The organism is Streptomyces sp. NPDC102514 (genome assembly GCF_055584525.1).
In genome coordinates this window covers 130,766-144,514 of record NZ_JBVJLW010000002.1, presented here as the reverse complement: position 1 = coordinate 144,514, position 13,749 = coordinate 130,766, and the positions used below count along the sequence as shown (strand labels likewise).

The 13,749-nt window shown below is 68.6% G+C and carries 11 protein-coding genes; 3 read left to right on the top strand and 8 right to left on the bottom strand.

Features of this window, described 5'->3' with window-relative positions:
* Positions 1-70: 70 nt before the first annotated feature.
* Together ACZ60E_RS05805 and ddaH are read right to left on the bottom strand one after the other, a co-directional pair.
* Positions 71-583 (bottom strand): hypothetical protein, encoded by a 513-nt coding sequence (locus tag ACZ60E_RS05805; RefSeq protein WP_469438552.1) that lies wholly within the window; start codon positions 581-583, stop codon positions 71-73.
* A 403-nt stretch (positions 584-986) separates the two neighbouring features.
* Complete coding sequence (gene ddaH, locus ACZ60E_RS05800; protein WP_469438550.1) at positions 987-1,829, bottom strand: dimethylargininase; 843 nt, start codon at positions 1,827-1,829, stop codon at positions 987-989.
* 614 nt (positions 1,830-2,443) lie between these two features.
* On the opposite strand from ddaH, the gene ACZ60E_RS05795 reads away from it, so the two are divergent.
* Both ACZ60E_RS05795 and ACZ60E_RS05790 read left to right on the top strand, forming a co-directional pair.
* A complete protein-coding gene (locus tag ACZ60E_RS05795; RefSeq protein WP_469438548.1) occupies positions 2,444-3,790 on the top strand; it encodes a lysine N(6)-hydroxylase/L-ornithine N(5)-oxygenase family protein in 1,347 nt (448 codons plus the stop codon).
* A 385-nt stretch (positions 3,791-4,175) separates the two neighbouring features.
* The gene (locus ACZ60E_RS05790; RefSeq protein ID WP_384804037.1) at positions 4,176-4,934 is read left to right on the top strand and encodes a thioesterase II family protein; all 759 of its coding nucleotides are present in this window, start codon (positions 4,176-4,178) and stop codon (positions 4,932-4,934) included.
* A 95-nt stretch (positions 4,935-5,029) separates the two neighbouring features.
* On the opposite strand, the gene ACZ60E_RS05785 is transcribed toward ACZ60E_RS05790, so the two are convergent.
* From ACZ60E_RS05785 to ACZ60E_RS05775, 3 genes are all read right to left on the bottom strand, one after another.
* The gene (locus ACZ60E_RS05785; RefSeq protein WP_384804039.1) at positions 5,030-5,542 is read right to left on the bottom strand and encodes a hypothetical protein; all 513 of its coding nucleotides are present in this window, start codon (positions 5,540-5,542) and stop codon (positions 5,030-5,032) included.
* A gap of 208 nt (positions 5,543-5,750) precedes the next feature.
* Positions 5,751-6,560, bottom strand: coding sequence for a DUF4097 family beta strand repeat-containing protein (locus ACZ60E_RS05780; protein WP_469438546.1), 810 nt, complete (start codon positions 6,558-6,560; stop codon positions 5,751-5,753).
* A gap of 743 nt (positions 6,561-7,303) precedes the next feature.
* Positions 7,304-8,497 carry an IS701 family transposase gene (locus ACZ60E_RS05775; RefSeq protein ID WP_469438543.1) on the bottom strand — a complete coding sequence of 398 codons (1,194 nt, stop codon included), beginning with the start codon at positions 8,495-8,497 and terminating at the stop codon, positions 7,304-7,306.
* Positions 8,498-9,280: 783 nt separating this feature from the next.
* Here ACZ60E_RS05775 and ACZ60E_RS05770 point away from each other — a divergent pair.
* Complete coding sequence (locus ACZ60E_RS05770) at positions 9,281-9,856, top strand: LmbU family transcriptional regulator (RefSeq protein WP_267030168.1); 576 nt, start codon at positions 9,281-9,283, stop codon at positions 9,854-9,856.
* Between the two features lie 147 nt (positions 9,857-10,003).
* Here the strand turns inward: ACZ60E_RS05770 and ACZ60E_RS05765 are convergent, their stop codons facing one another.
* The 3 genes from ACZ60E_RS05765 to ACZ60E_RS05755 all read right to left on the bottom strand — a co-directional run bounded on the left by ACZ60E_RS05765 (position 10,004) and on the right by ACZ60E_RS05755 (position 13,707).
* On the bottom strand, positions 10,004-10,648 hold the full coding sequence (locus ACZ60E_RS05765; protein ID WP_469438990.1) for an FMN-binding negative transcriptional regulator: 645 nt from the start codon (positions 10,646-10,648) through the stop codon (positions 10,004-10,006).
* A gap of 405 nt (positions 10,649-11,053) precedes the next feature.
* Positions 11,054-12,190, bottom strand: coding sequence for a M20 family metallopeptidase (locus ACZ60E_RS05760; RefSeq protein ID WP_469438541.1), 1,137 nt, complete (start codon positions 12,188-12,190; stop codon positions 11,054-11,056).
* The gene (locus ACZ60E_RS05755; protein ID WP_469438539.1) at positions 12,187-13,707 is read right to left on the bottom strand and encodes an aldehyde dehydrogenase family protein; all 1,521 of its coding nucleotides are present in this window, start codon (positions 13,705-13,707) and stop codon (positions 12,187-12,189) included. Before ACZ60E_RS05755 ends, ACZ60E_RS05760 begins: the two co-directional genes overlap by 4 nt.
* Positions 13,708-13,749: the final 42 nt, after the last annotated feature.

Genomic DNA, 13,749 nt, shown 5'->3' with positions numbered 1-13,749 from the left:
CCGTCCTCTTGGGTTCGTGGGGCGTCCCCGCTGGTGGGACGTGGTGTGGGCGAAGTGGGCGGCGGCGCGGCTAGCGCACCCAGCCCGTCATGCTCTGTCCGACGGTGTGGGTCCTCTCCGTCGCACGCGGCCGGGTGCCGCCGTAGATCGCGGCCGAGACGGTGCGCACCAGCCACGCGTTGACCGACAGTCCCTCGCGCTTGGCCACTTCTTCGGCCCGGGCCTTGAGGTGGGCCGGCAGACGCAGGTTGACGCGGGCGGTGCCGCCTTCCTCGCCGTCGGCGGGCGGCACGGGCGAGTCGATGTGCTCGGGGATGTCCGCGAGGGCGCTGCTCTCACCCGGTGGCCGCGTCACCACGAAATCGGGGTCGAGCCCACGCAGCCGCAGATCGACCGACCCTGGCGCGAGGTCACGCGTGATGTCGTCCATCGCCGCGGAGAGCACGTTGAGCATGGCCAGGTGGGTCGCCGCCTCCAGGGGAGCGATGAGCCGCTCGGCCAGTTCACGGGCGTCTTCCCCGCCGGCTTCCGCGGCCACCAGTAGTTCGCGCCGGAGAGCGTCGATATGCGGCGTGAGGTCCATGACGTCATAGTGGCAGCACTGTGGTGCCACATGCAAGCAGGAATGGCACCCTCCGCTCGATGTCGCCTCGGTCACCGCGTCTACCTGCGGAAACGTCGGAAGATTGTTCGCGCCGCGATGGCGCCACGTCGATGTGGGTCGTGCTGATGGCGGCGTGATGGCTTCAGAGTGATGCCGCATGGCGCCACGGGTGTCTCGTCGAGGGTGGGCGGGCGTGCCAGGTGTGGGCCGGCGTCCTGCAGCGCACGAGCATGGTGCACGGTGCGGTCGCCACGGCCTGCGGGCCCCGGGGTGTGAACCGGGGCCGGTGGACCGCCGGTTCTCGGTGCTCAACGCCCGGAGTGCGGCTGTCCCGCTGACGGGACAGCCGCACTCGACGGTCGCCTTCACACCGCTTCGCGCCTCACGTGCGCAGTTCGAGCGTGCAGCACTTGACGCTGCCGCCGGCTTTCAGGAGCTCGGTCAGGTCGGCGCCGAGGGGGCGGTATCCGTGCTCGCGCAGCTGCGCGGCGAGGCCGGTGGCGGCCCGGGGCAGGACGACGTTGTGTCCGTCCGACAGCGCGTTGAGGCCGAACACGGCGGCATCTGACTCATCGGCGAGGATCGCGTCGGGGAATCGTTCCGCCAGTACTGCCCGGCTCTCCGGGGAGAAGGCCGCCGGGTAGTACATGATTTTCCGGTCCCCGAGCACCGCCAGTGCTGTGTCGAGGTGGTAGAACCGTGGGTCGACGAGGGTCAGGCCGGTCACGGGGCAGCCGAAGAACTCGCGCACCTCGGCGTGGGCCCGGGATTCGGAGCGGAATCCGGTGCCGGCCAGCATTTCCCCGCCGGCCCAGAGGAAGTCGCCCTCACCCTCGTTGACGTACCTCGCCTGCCGGACCTCGGACCAGCCGCCGCGTCCGAACCATTCGAGATAGGCCGCCGACTCGTCCCCGCGCTGGGGATGCCGGAATCGCGCGACGAGCACCTTTCCGTCCACGACGATGGCACCGTTGGCGGCGAAGACCATGTCGGGAAGCCCCGGTACCGGTTCGATCAGTTCCACGTCGTGCCCGAGTTCCGCGAACGTATCGAACAGTCCTTTCCACTGGGCCAGTCCCGTCTCTGCCGAGGTGGGACGGTCCGGGGCCATCCACGGATTGATCGAGTAGGTGACGTCGAAATATGTAGGGCGGCACATGAGGTAACGCCGGGCTGACACCTTTCGCTCGCCGGATGCCGTCCGTTCCGAATATGCGTGCGACAACTTGATTCCTTCCGCTGGAAACTTTCCAGGATTTCGGGAACGACTTCCGATCGGCTCCCGGTGAGAAAGGAATAACGCGGCGACAGTAAAGTCAATGCCCCAGTGATGCGGCAGGACGAGGGATCTTCTCGTTTCCCTGGCAGGCAGCCGGAGATCTGTCCGAATCGGATGCCGTTCCGGTGAAGAATTGAAGGAGCGCCACGGCTCCGGTCCGTGGCGGATTGCCGTCGGCCGCGCGCAGAGTCGCGCGGCTGTTCGCCCGGGAAGGCTTCCGGACCGGGTCGCGAACCTCATCGCGCCGGACCTCTCCTCCGACACGGTGGCCGGTCCCTCACACGGGTCTCTCACCCGTACCGCTTTCTCGGGGGATTCACGTGGCCCATTTGCCCGAGTACGGTGGTGCCCTTGAGTGCATATATTCGTGTCCCGCCGACGGGACAGGAATGCGTTGAGGTCGGCGTACTTGAAACCGTTCGCCGTGCCGGTCTACGTTGGCGGCGCGACCGCTGGAAATTCAATCCCGCCCGGACGCGCATTCCTCTAGGAGTGGAAATTTGCCGATCGAAGATGCGACCCACACATCGCTCAGTCATGCCAGCGGGAGAGAATTTTCTATGAGTGATCGTGAACACGAGACCTACGATGTTGTCGGCATCGGTTTCGGCCCTTCGAATCTGTCACTCGCCATAGCCCTGGAGGAATATCGGGCGAACAATCCGGGAAATGAGGTCAGCGCCCTCTTCTTGGAGCGGCAGTCCGCATTCGGCTGGCACCGCAACATGCTGCTGCCGTCAGCGACCATGCAGATATCCTTCCTCAAAGATCTGGTCACGTTCCGCAATCCGACGTCGAATTTCAGCTTCATCGCCTATCTGCACGCATCGGGGCGCCTGACGCAGTTCGTCAACAACCAGGACTTCTTCCCGACGCGCCAGGAGTTCCATCAGTACCTTGAGTGGGCCCAGGCACGCGTGGCCGATCGCATCGCGTACGGCTCCGAGGTGGTGTCGATCGGGCTGCCGGCGGACGTCGACCCGGAACGCGCGGACCGTCTGCGCCTGGAGGTGGCGGACGCCACCGGCAGGATCGGCCGTGTCGTCGAGGCGCGGAACGTGGTGATCTCGACCGGACTGGTCCCGAGCATGCCCGTCGGTACCGAGCGCGACGACCGGGTGTGGCACAGCTCGGAGTTCCTGGAGAAATTCCGCCGGGCGAACCCCGCCGAACTGCGTCGGGTGGCGGTGGTCGGAGCGGGACAGAGCGCGGCCGAGATCACCAGGTTCCTCTACGACGAGCTCCCGCACGCCCAGGTGTACGCGGTCATCCCGTCCTACGGCTACTCCGTCGCGGACGACACCCCCTTCGCCAACCAGATCTTCGACCCCGCGGCCGTCGACGACTACTACTTCGGCACCGACCAGACCCGGGAGGCGTTCTGGCGGTACCACCGCAACACCAACTACTCGGTCGTCGACGACGAGGTGATCCGGGACCTGTACCGCCGGTCCTACGACGACGAGGTGCGGGGCATCCGGCGCCTTGAGTTCCTCAATCTGACGAGGGTCAGCGGTGTGAAGAGCCTCAGCGCCGAGACCCGTGTCTCGCTCCAGGTGGGCCCCGACGAGGAGGTGCGCGAACTCGACTTCGACGCACTCGTCTGCGCGACCGGCTACAGCACGATGGAGCCCACCCGGCTGCTCGGTGATCTGGACCGCCACTGCATGCGCGACGACGCGGGCCGCTACCGGGTGGAGCGGGACTACCGCATCGTGACCGGTCCCGAGATGCGCTGCGGCATCTACCTTCAGGGCGGTACCGAGCACACCCACGGCCTGACCTCCTCGCTTCTGTCGAACATCGCTGTCCGCAGCGGTGAGATCGCCGACTCGATCGTGGCCGCGCGTGCGGGGCGGGACGCCGAGCGGGATGTCTTCGCCGAGATCGGCGGAGACATCCGCTAGGGCCTGTCTGACAATTCCCGTCTGCCGGGCGACGCCATGCACGCTCCCCCAGCCTCCGGCCGGGGGGACCCCCACTCGCCGCACCGGGCACAGAGCCAAGTACGTCCAGTACGAGGCTCTGTGCCCGGCACGGCGAGAGCACGCGCCTGACGCCGCCCGGCCGCCCTGCGGGCGACGACGGGAATTGTCAGACAGGCCCTAGCCGGACCGGACCGCGGAGGCGAACGGACCGGACGTCATACCGGCCGGACGTCATACCGGCCGACCCCATACCGGAGCCCGCGTGCCCGCATTCCGCCCTTGGCCGAGGTGTGCGCGCGTAGGCTCCGATCACGGAGTCGTTCCACTTTCTCCGTGTCTCGGTATACCGAAAGGAGGCTTCGGGATGAGGAGTCCGGTGGAAGAGCGGTGGATACGCCGCTTCCGGGACGGCGACGGCTGCCTGACGAAGCTCGTCTGCTTCCCCCACGCCGGCGGCTGGACGAACGCGTACCGCACCTGGACGCTGGGCCTGCCCTCGGACATCGGTGTGCTCGCCGTCCGGTACCCCGGCCGGGAGGACCGACTCGGTGATCCGTTCCCGGCCGGGCTGGACACCCTCGCCGACGACATAGCCGACGCCCTGGTCGAACTGGCGCGGCACCGGCTGGTGTTGTTCGGCCACAGCATGGGTGCGTCGGTGGCGCACGAGGTGGCGCTGCGCCTCCAGAAGCGTGGCTGTCCGCCGACCGCCCTGTGCGTGTCAGGCCGACGTCCGCCGCACGCGCTGGAGGGCCAGCGCCGGTTTGCCGGCACGGACGAGGAGGTCATCGCGGATGTCCTCAGGTTCGACGAGAGCCGGGCTCCGGTCTTCGAGGATCCCGAGCTGAGGGAGATCCTGCTGCCGGCGATCCGCGCGGACTACCGGCTGGTCGACGACTATCGCGGTGGCGACCGGCCGCCGCTCGACTGCCCGGTCTACGGCTACACCGGCGACGACGATCCCGAGGTCACCCCGGAGCAGATGCGCGGCTGGGCCGATATGACGCAGGGCGTCTTCCGGCTCCGGGTGCTGCCCGGAGGCCACTTCTACCTCAGGGCGGAGGAGGCCGCGTTGCTGGCCGACATGAGAGCCGTACTGAGCCGGACCCCACCTCCTGCGTGAGCGGCCTGGTGGCCCACCCGACATGGCGCGTTCGAAGACGTGACGTCCGACGAACTCGTCCGACGACGGACCGCCGTCCGCGTCTGTCGGGGCGGCTATCGCACCCAGCCGTTGAACTGCTGCCTGGCGCGGGGCGCTCGCTTGCTGTTGGCCAGCGCAGAGGCGGAGGCGCGGACCATCCAGGCGTTGACGGAGATCCCCTGCCGGGACGCCGCCTCCTCGATCTGGTCCTTCATCGCCTGCGGCGGCCGGAAGTTGATCCGGGCCGGGGTTCCGCTCACGGCGCCACCGAGCGCTTCGGCCGGCCAGTCGCCCGCCGCGTCACCGGTCTCGTCCGGGCCGGCCTCGACGAGGCCTTCGTCGCTCGAAGGCGGAGTCACCACGAAACTGGGTTCCATTCCGCGCAGGCGGAGATCCACCGAGCCGGGTGCCAGGTCCCGGCTGATCTCGTCGGCGGCGGCCGACAGAACCTTGAGCAACGTGAGTCGGACGGCCGGCTCCAGCGGGGCGACGAGTCGCTCGGCGATCGCACGGGTCTCGGAGTCCCCTGCCGCGGACGCTGCGACCAGTTCGTCGCGCAGCGCCTCGACATACTCCCGTAGTTCCATGGACCAATCATGGCACACGGGTTGCGCCGCATGGCGCCTGGTTGGCTTATTCGTCCAGCGTGTATATGCGCAGGTCGGACGCTTGGCGCGGAGACGGGGTGATGCGATTCTCGGGGCTGTGGGCCGACGGTTGGCGTGACGCCGGTGAGTGTCGCGGACAAGGCGCCACGTGGAAGGGACGCGAGCCCGGAGCGGTCCGCGCTCGGGGTCATTCCAAGCGGGAACGTTCCACCACGATGTCGCCGATCATTGCCCGCGCACGGACATGGACGATGTCGTCGGCCTGTTGTGCCCCCGCCAGGAGCAGCAGAGAGGTGTAGGCGGTGCCCGCGGCGGAGTCGAGGGAGAGGAGGGCCTCGCTCGTCTCGGCCACACCGATGCGGATGTTGCCGAACGAGGTGACGGCCACGACGGATCCGCAGATCACCTCCCCGATGTCGATACCGCCCTGCAACGTGCGGGCCTCCACGTCGGTGTGAGCCCGGCTGATCCGGATCTCCCCCTTCTCGGTGCGCATGCGGGCGACACCGCACACCGTCCCCACCCTGGCGGCGCCGTCACCCATTGTCCTGATCGTGGCGCTGCCTTCGACCTGCCGCATGTGGACGTCACCCCCGGCGGCCGTGGCCTTGACGCTGCCGGCCGCGCAGTCGACCGTGATGTCTCCGAGGGAGGAGGTGAGGTGCAGACCACCGGTGCGGTCGAGCCCGATGCGGCCCATTCCTGTGCTGAGCCGGCAGTTGCCGAGTTCTCCCACGGCCAGGAAGTCCGCCGCCATGCCGCGGCCGTGCAGGCTCGATCCCGTCGGCACGGCCATCACCACGGTGACAGCGCCTCCGGTTCGGCCGGGTTCGGGGACCTCCACGAGCAGCCGACCGTCCGCGTATTCCACGTACAGCTCCTCGGCCGCCTGCACGTCGTCCTGGTCGCCGCTGTCGCGCGGATACACCCTCACCGTGGTGTCGGTGCGGTCACTCGCGGCTATGTGGACCTGGCCGAGCGTCAGGCTGAGCACCACGCGGACAGGTGCTGGTGTGTCGAACGTCGGAATGGCGAGCCGCCTTCGGAATGTCTGTGGCCGCCGATCCGGTGAAGAGGGCAGCCCGGACGGCGCGGATTGACGCTTGGTCACGGCAATGGCCCACGGGTCCGGGGGTGCGACATGCCGGAGCGTGAGCGGGATGCGCCGGAGGACCCGGCGCATCCCGGTGTGCTCTCACCGTCAGTGCCCTCTGCGCGGGTTCCCGCGGGGCCGACCGGGAGCCGGGCACGGGCGCCTGAGCGTGCGCGGCGCGACTCTCTACTGATGGCATGGCGTCACGTTAGCGCCATAACGTCATGTCAAGCACGGAGGACACGGGGGTGTCGTGTCGACGGCGCGCGGAATCGGTCAAGGCGGTGTCGGGGCGCGCCGAAGAGGTTTGAACGGCACTCGCCGCCTGGGCAAAGGGGCCAGGACGGGCAGTCCGCTCGATGCGTACGAATCCGCCGGACATCCCCCGGCAGCCGCACGGTGTCGTCTTCCGGTCAAAGGGGGCCGTGAGGTTGCCGGGGATGCCTGTTCTGGCAGTGATACCCGCAGGTCACGGGTGTCACAGGAAGAGCACGCGATGTCCGGCCCATCAATGAGGCGCCAGCATGCGCCAACATGGCGCGTACTGGCGCATCTTCATGGCGCCATATGGTGGCATCGTTCTATCGTCATCCTGACGGCCACTTCCGTCCGAGGGCCGTGGGCGGCCGTGGACGGCGCCGTGCCCCTCAGAGCACTCTCTCCGCCATCTCGCGAGACGGCTCGACGGCGCGCCCATGCAGACGCTGATAGGTGTACGCGGCGGACACGAGAGCTGTGTGGTGGTACCACCCGGGGAAGGAGCGCCCCTCGAAGTCCAGCAGGCCGAAGTCCCGTTCCAGCGACGCGATCACGTCGGTCGTCCCGGCGTGCAGCGCGGCGACCCGGCAGACCTCCGAGAGGGTGTGGTGGGTGAGGCTGGTCAGCCACAGCCGTCCCGATGCGTGGGCCGGTCCTCCTTCGGTGAAGAGCCGGTACGGAGGGCCGGGGGAGCGCCCCTGGGAATTGCGGGGCAGGTGGACGAGCGTGGTCTGGAGGTGTGCGACGCGCTGCCGTCCGCTGTCCAGGGGGACGACCGCGGTTTCCGGGGTCTGCGCGAAGGCCAGAGCCCTCGCCGTCACCGGTCCTCCGGCGGTTTCGCCGGCCGGCTGCACCGGCAGGTGCGGTGCCACCGCGACGACGAAGTCGCGGCGACGCTTGGCGAGTCCGGACAGCAGGTGTTCCACGTCGGGTTCGTCGCTCATGTCGACGAGGGTCACGGAGGATGTGGATCCCGTGCGGGCCGACAGCCGGTCCACGAGTCGCAGGGTGTGCCTCCACATGGGCCGGTACCGCTCGGCGTCGGGTATGCGGGCGTCCCTGCGTCGTCCGGAGTCCTGTGTCCAACTCATGGGCAGGTGCAGGCACCAGTCGACGGGCACCTGGGTGGTGCCGACGCGGAGGAAAGAGCCCAGTCCCAGCTGGCAGTTGAGCGTACGGCCCGAGGACGGGTCGAAATAGCGGTGGACGCCCACCGATCTGTCACCCCGTTTGGGCATGACGGCCCGGCCTATGGGCCAGATCGGTTCGGGATCGTGGCAGGCCACCCAGCGGGTGAGTTCTTCCATGACCTCGTCGAAGTTCCAGGGGCTGAGGCTGACGAACTGCCGCAGTGACTGCACCGCGGACGGGTCCGGTGAGATTGCGGTGGCCAGTCGGCGCAGCGACTTCTTACCCGACGTGACGAGCAGCCCTTCCAGATAGGCGTGCGCCATCTTGCGTTGGTCGATCCGACGCAAGCTCTTGAATATTGTTCCGCTGAAACGATCCAGAGTTGAGCCCGAATTGCCGCCGTACGTCATATTCCGTGAGGTTGACCAGGCTTCCGATGGGGCCACATCCATGGCGCAATAACTCCCCCGTGACTACTGAGCGTTGTGGAGGGAGAGTGTAGGTGGCGCACCAAGGTGGCGCCACTGTCCGGCGCATGGCTTGTTCTGGCGCCTTGCGTGGCACGCGTTGTTGAGGGTGTGGTGGCGGGAGCGCGGTTGAATATGGCATATGTCGTGAAGAGCGTGAGCGTCCCCGCACACCCCGTTGGCGGCTGTCGGGGGACTGGCCCTCCAACCCGTCCTGAGCTGCAGGGATACGGAGTATCCGGTCGCTGGGGAAGCGTGGTCCGGGAGCGTCGATGCAGGTGATTAGAGGGCCTCCGTGTCGGGAGGCGGTGGCGGAACGGGCCACCGGGCGCCTCGCACACCTGCTCGGTTCACGCCAACTGCGGGCTAGACCACTGGACCAAAGGGACGTGAGAACTCTGCAAAGTAGTGCCCGATGGCGCCAAGATTCTTGAACTCGTATTGATGTCGGGGTCTACTCGGGGTGCAACGGTGGGCTGTCTCGGCCGCAACGGGGAACCGTGCAATGACTGGTTCATTCAGGTCGCCCGTGTTTCGAGCGGTGGTCACCATGCATGGCATGTAGGTGCTGCAACGGGGGTGAACGGTCTCAGTGTTTGAAGGGGAACCACCGCGAACCCATCAGCATTTTCCGCGCGTTGACACGGAGGCGTGATGGCGAAGCAGGTCGAGAAGTGCAGGGAATCCACACCACACACATTCGGCAAGACCGCAGAGGAGATTCCGAGGCAGCGTAGAGGCGGAGGTCCGGCATTACGGCGTGAGCAGGTGCTCACCACGAATGTGGGGCTGCACATACCCACGGGCCTCACCTTCGAGGAGTGGGAACGCGCCGGCCGTCAGCTGTCCGGGTTGGTCAACTCGTCGTCCTGGTGGCTCGGGGACTGGCTCATCTTCGGCAAGGACCAGTACGCCGACCGCTACGAGCGCGGCATCCGCGCGGCCGGGCTGCAGTATCAGACACTGCGCAACTACGCCTGGGTCGCCCGGCGGTTCGAACTGCACCGGCGCCGGCCCGCTCTCAGCTTCCAGCACCACGCCGAGCTGGCGTCGCTGCCCGTCGACGACCAGGAGACCTGGCTCGATCGCGCGGAGCGGACGAAGTGGAACACCAAGCAACTGCGCAACGCGATCCGGGCCGAACGCGAGGGCGCCGCGCAGCAGACGAACGCTGTCGCAACCACGCACCGGCTCGCCCTGCCCGACCACCGGCTCCAGTGGTGGCACAAGGCGGCGGCGCTCGCCGGAACCGAGTTGGGGGAGTGGGTGACCGCCACCCTCGATGCCGCCGCCGAGCAGGTGCTGAAGGAAAAGGAAGCGGATCCGCAAGTGCCGCTCGCCTGATCTTCTGACCGATCGGACGGAAAGCCAGGGACGGCCGAGAAGGGCAGGGAAGGCAGGGAAGACCGAGGGAGGCAGGGCGCGGGAGAATTCGCGGGGTCCGCACACCCGGTACGACGGGGTGCGGACCCCGTCTCACGCGAGACGGCGTTACGGCAGGCGGCCCATGAGGTCGGCCGTCCGGGCGTGCCGGGTGCAACCGCGTCCGGCGAACGACTGCTCCACCCGCTCACGGATCTCGGGGCGTTGTTCCTGGCTGAGTTTGAACATGCCCTCCGCCTTGGTCACCCTGATGCGGAAGGCGCCCACCGCGGGCACGATCTTGCGAAAATAGGTGAGGGATTCGGTCATGTCCCAGTTGTCACCGAACGCCTTCTCGAAGGCCTGCACCGTCGCCTGCACGACGCCGAGCGTCTCGTCGATCGTCTCGAATTTCTCCACCACTCCATGCACGTGCACGGAGGTGAAGTTCCAGGTGGGGGCGGCCGGTGCGATGTCGTAGACAGTGGGCGAGACATAAGCGTGCGGACCGGCGAATGTGAAGAGGTTCACCGAGCCGGTCTCCAGTGCCGCCCAATGCGGATTGGCTCGGTTCATGTGGCCCAGCAGTGGCAGGCCGGCCAGGTCCGGAGCCGGCGAGTCGTCCCATTCGGGGTCGATGATGACGGGAAGGTGGGTGGCGTAGGGTCCGTCAGCGGGATTTCCGTTACTGGCCATCAGCGCCAGCGGATTCTCACGCATCAAGTCGACCATCCATGAAACATGTGGTTCCCGGTAATGACTGGGGACGAACATACAGCACCCACCTTTCATGACGTGATCCGGCGAATAGCCGATGGCGTCGCCATGGTGTCCTGTCGGCAGGACAACCGGATTCTTCATGATGGTGCGCGGTCATGTCGCGCGCAATCAATAGGAGACTGATACCCCCGAACTCGCGCGGAGAACTACGACTGAAGCCCGCTGCTGCAGTTGCTCGTTGCATCTACATGAATAGATGCGGATTATTGTGCGCGCGACGGAAACCGCCGGAGAAGGGCCACGCCATAATCTTTTCGGCGAATCAAGGGGGAATCTGTCCGGGCGGATCCGCCAGCACGGCGCAATTGCTGTGGGGGCCAGTTGGGGACCACAGGGCGATCGCGCACCTGAACAGCATGCGCGGAGACGCGCGTTCGGCCCTCGGCGGGGCTACTGGGGTTACCGGGGCCGCAGCACCGCGCGTGCCACGTCGATGGCTGTCCAGGCCATGCCTGTTGCTCCGTCGAGTGCGGCGCGGTCCGCCGTCTGGGTGCGGGATGCGGCGGTGAACTCCGGCTGGTGGTTGACCGCGGGCGCGCAGTCGAGGCCGAGCATGGGGTGGATGGTGGGTACGACGTGGGAGACGTTCCCCATGTCGGTGGCGGCGCCCGTGACGCCGGCCGGCAGTTCGGGGAAGCGGCGGCCGAGTGCCGTCGCGTTGGCGACCCACAGGTCCAGCAGGTCCCGGTCCGGTCGCAGATCGGCGTAGTCGGGGCCGACCGGAGTGGTGGACAGCTCGCAGCCGGTGGCCAGCGCGCCCGCCTCGAAGCAGCGGCGCACCCGCTCGGACAACGGCCGCAGCGCGTCCAGGTCGTCGCTGCGTACGATCCAGCGGCCCCGGCTGGCGTCGGGGACGATGTTGGCGGCGGAGCCGGCGTGGGTGACGATGCCGTGGACGCGGTCGGAGGCGCCGGTGTGCTGGCGCAGCAGCCCGACGGCCACCTGGGCGACGGTCATGGCGTCCGCCGCGTTGACGCCCCGCTCGGGGTAGGCGCCGGCGTGGGCCGCCTTGCCTTCGTAGGCCACGTCGAACTGGGTGACGGCCAGGCCGGGCATCGCCGCCATCTCGACCGCCGCCGGATGGACCATCATGGCCGCGTGCACGCCGTCGAAGGCGCCCTGTTCCAGCATCAGCACCTTGCCGCCGCCGCCTTCCTCGGCGGGGGTGCCGAGAACCCGTACGGTCAGGCCGAGTTCGTCCGCCAAGGGGGCGAGTGCGATGCCTGCGCCGACGGCCGCGGCGGCGATGACGTTGTGGCCGCAGGCGTGTCCGATGTCGGGCAGCGCGTCGTACTCCGCGCAGATCGCGATGTGCGTCGGCCCGCTGCCGACCGTCGCCTGCACGGCGGTCGGCAGCCCGCAGTAGCCGTGCTCGACCTCGAACCCCGCGTCGCCGAGGGCGTCGGCGACCCAGCGGCTGGCGAGGTACTCCTCGAAGGCCAGCTCGGGATGGGCGTGGATCCGGTGGGAGAGGGCAATCAGGTCGTCCGCCGCGGCACGGACGTGCCGTGCCGCGGCCTCCTTGGCGGTGGTCACCGGCCGGCCGCCGGAGCGGTGGCGGCGATGTGTACGGCGGCGGGCCGGGTCGCCGCGTCGTAGGCGGCACGGGCCCCGGTGGCTCCCATACCGCTGTCGCGGGCGGGCTCGTACAGCCGCTCGGGGCCGCCGCCCTGCCACTGGTTGATCCAGACCACCCCCACGGGCAGGTGCGAGGCCGCCGCGATGTGGCCGGGGTCGTCGGTGTAGACGGTGGCGGCGAGGCCGTAGCGGGAGGCGGCGGCGCGGGCCAGGCCCTCCTCGAAGCTCGGCACGACGGTGACGGGCGCGACCGGGCCGAACGTCTCCTCGGTCATCACGAGCATGGTGTCGTCGACCCCGGTGAGCACGGTCGCCGGGTAGAAGTAGCCGGTGCCTTCCGGCACGGCTCCGCCCGCGCGGACGGTGGCGCCCTTGTGGACGGCGTCCTCGACGTGGAGCCGTACGGTGTCGCGCTGCCGTTCGTCCACCAGCGGGCCGAGCATCGTGGCGGGGTCGAGGCCGTCGCCGACGGCGAAGGTCCCCGCGGCGGCGACGAGCGCCTCGACGAACTCGTCGGCGATCCGCTCATGGACGTAGATCCGTTCCATGGAGGTGCAGATCTGGCCGGTGTTGATGAACGCGCCGAACGCGACGGCCTGCGCGGTGGCCACCGGATCGACTCCGGCGTCGATCACGACGGGGTCCTTGCCGCCGAGTTCGAGCACACTGCGGCTCAGGCGCCGTCCGGTCGCCGTTCCCACGGCGCGGCCCGCCCCGACCGAACCGGTGAAGTGGACGAGCCGTACGTCTTCGTGTTCCGTCAGCGCCGCGCCGGTGCGGGCGTCGCCGAGGACCAGGTTCAGTACGCCCGGGGGCAGCCCGGTGGTGGCGGCCAGCTCGAACAGCCGGACCGTGGAGACCGGGGAGCGTTCGGAGGGCTTGACCACGACGGTGTTCCCGGCGGCGAGCAGCGGGCCGAGTGCGCCGAGGACCATGACGACGGGGAAGTTCCACGGCGTGATCACGGCGGTGACGCCGAGCGGGTGGCGGACGATGTCGGTCCGCCCGCCTGCCGCACCCGCACCCGTACCTGCATCCGCATCCGCATCCGTACCCGCATCCGGACCAGGCCCTGCATCCGGGCCCGGACCCGTACCGGTCACCGTTTCGGTGAACGGGTAGGTGAGCGCCTGGTCCGCGGCGGCCTTCAGACCCGCCACCGCCCCGGCTATGAAGGACTGCCCGATGCCGACCGGCTTGCCCATCTCCCGGCATTCCAGTTCGGCCAGTTCCGCGGCGTGCGCGGCGATCGTGTCGGCCCAGGCGTGGATCAGTTCCACGCGCCGGGCCACGGTGAACGCGGCCCAGCCGGGCTGCGCCGCGAGCGCCCCGGCCACGGCGCGGTCGACGTCCTCGGCGCTGCCCGCGCGGAACCGTGCGAACGTCTCCTCGGTGGCGGGGTTGACCACGGCGACGACGTCCTCGCCGGCCGGCTCTTCCCACCGGCCGCCGATGTAGTTCTGGAGGGTTTCCATGATGGTGGCCGTCTTTCTTCGGTACGGGGTGAGTCGAGATGT

What these genes read in the sequence shown, in the direction of transcription:
- ACZ60E_RS05805 (WP_469438552.1), bottom strand. Translation starts at nt 583, where the DNA reads ATGGACCTCACGCCGCATATCGACGCTCTCCGGCGCGAACTACTGGTG.
- ACZ60E_RS05795 (WP_469438548.1), top strand. Translation starts at nt 2,444, where the DNA reads ATGAGTGATCGTGAACACGAGACCTACGATGTTGTCGGCATCGGTTTC.
- ACZ60E_RS05790 (WP_384804037.1), top strand. Translation starts at nt 4,176, where the DNA reads ATGAGGAGTCCGGTGGAAGAGCGGTGGATACGCCGCTTCCGGGACGGC.
- ACZ60E_RS05785 (WP_384804039.1), bottom strand. Translation starts at nt 5,542, where the DNA reads ATGGAACTACGGGAGTATGTCGAGGCGCTGCGCGACGAACTGGTCGCA.
- ACZ60E_RS05775 (WP_469438543.1), bottom strand. Translation starts at nt 8,497, where the DNA reads ATGGATGTGGCCCCATCGGAAGCCTGGTCAACCTCACGGAATATGACG.
- ACZ60E_RS05765 (WP_469438990.1), bottom strand. Translation starts at nt 10,648, where the DNA reads ATGTTCGTCCCCAGTCATTACCGGGAACCACATGTTTCATGGATGGTC.
- ACZ60E_RS05755 (WP_469438539.1), bottom strand. Translation starts at nt 13,707, where the DNA reads ATGGAAACCCTCCAGAACTACATCGGCGGCCGGTGGGAAGAGCCGGCC.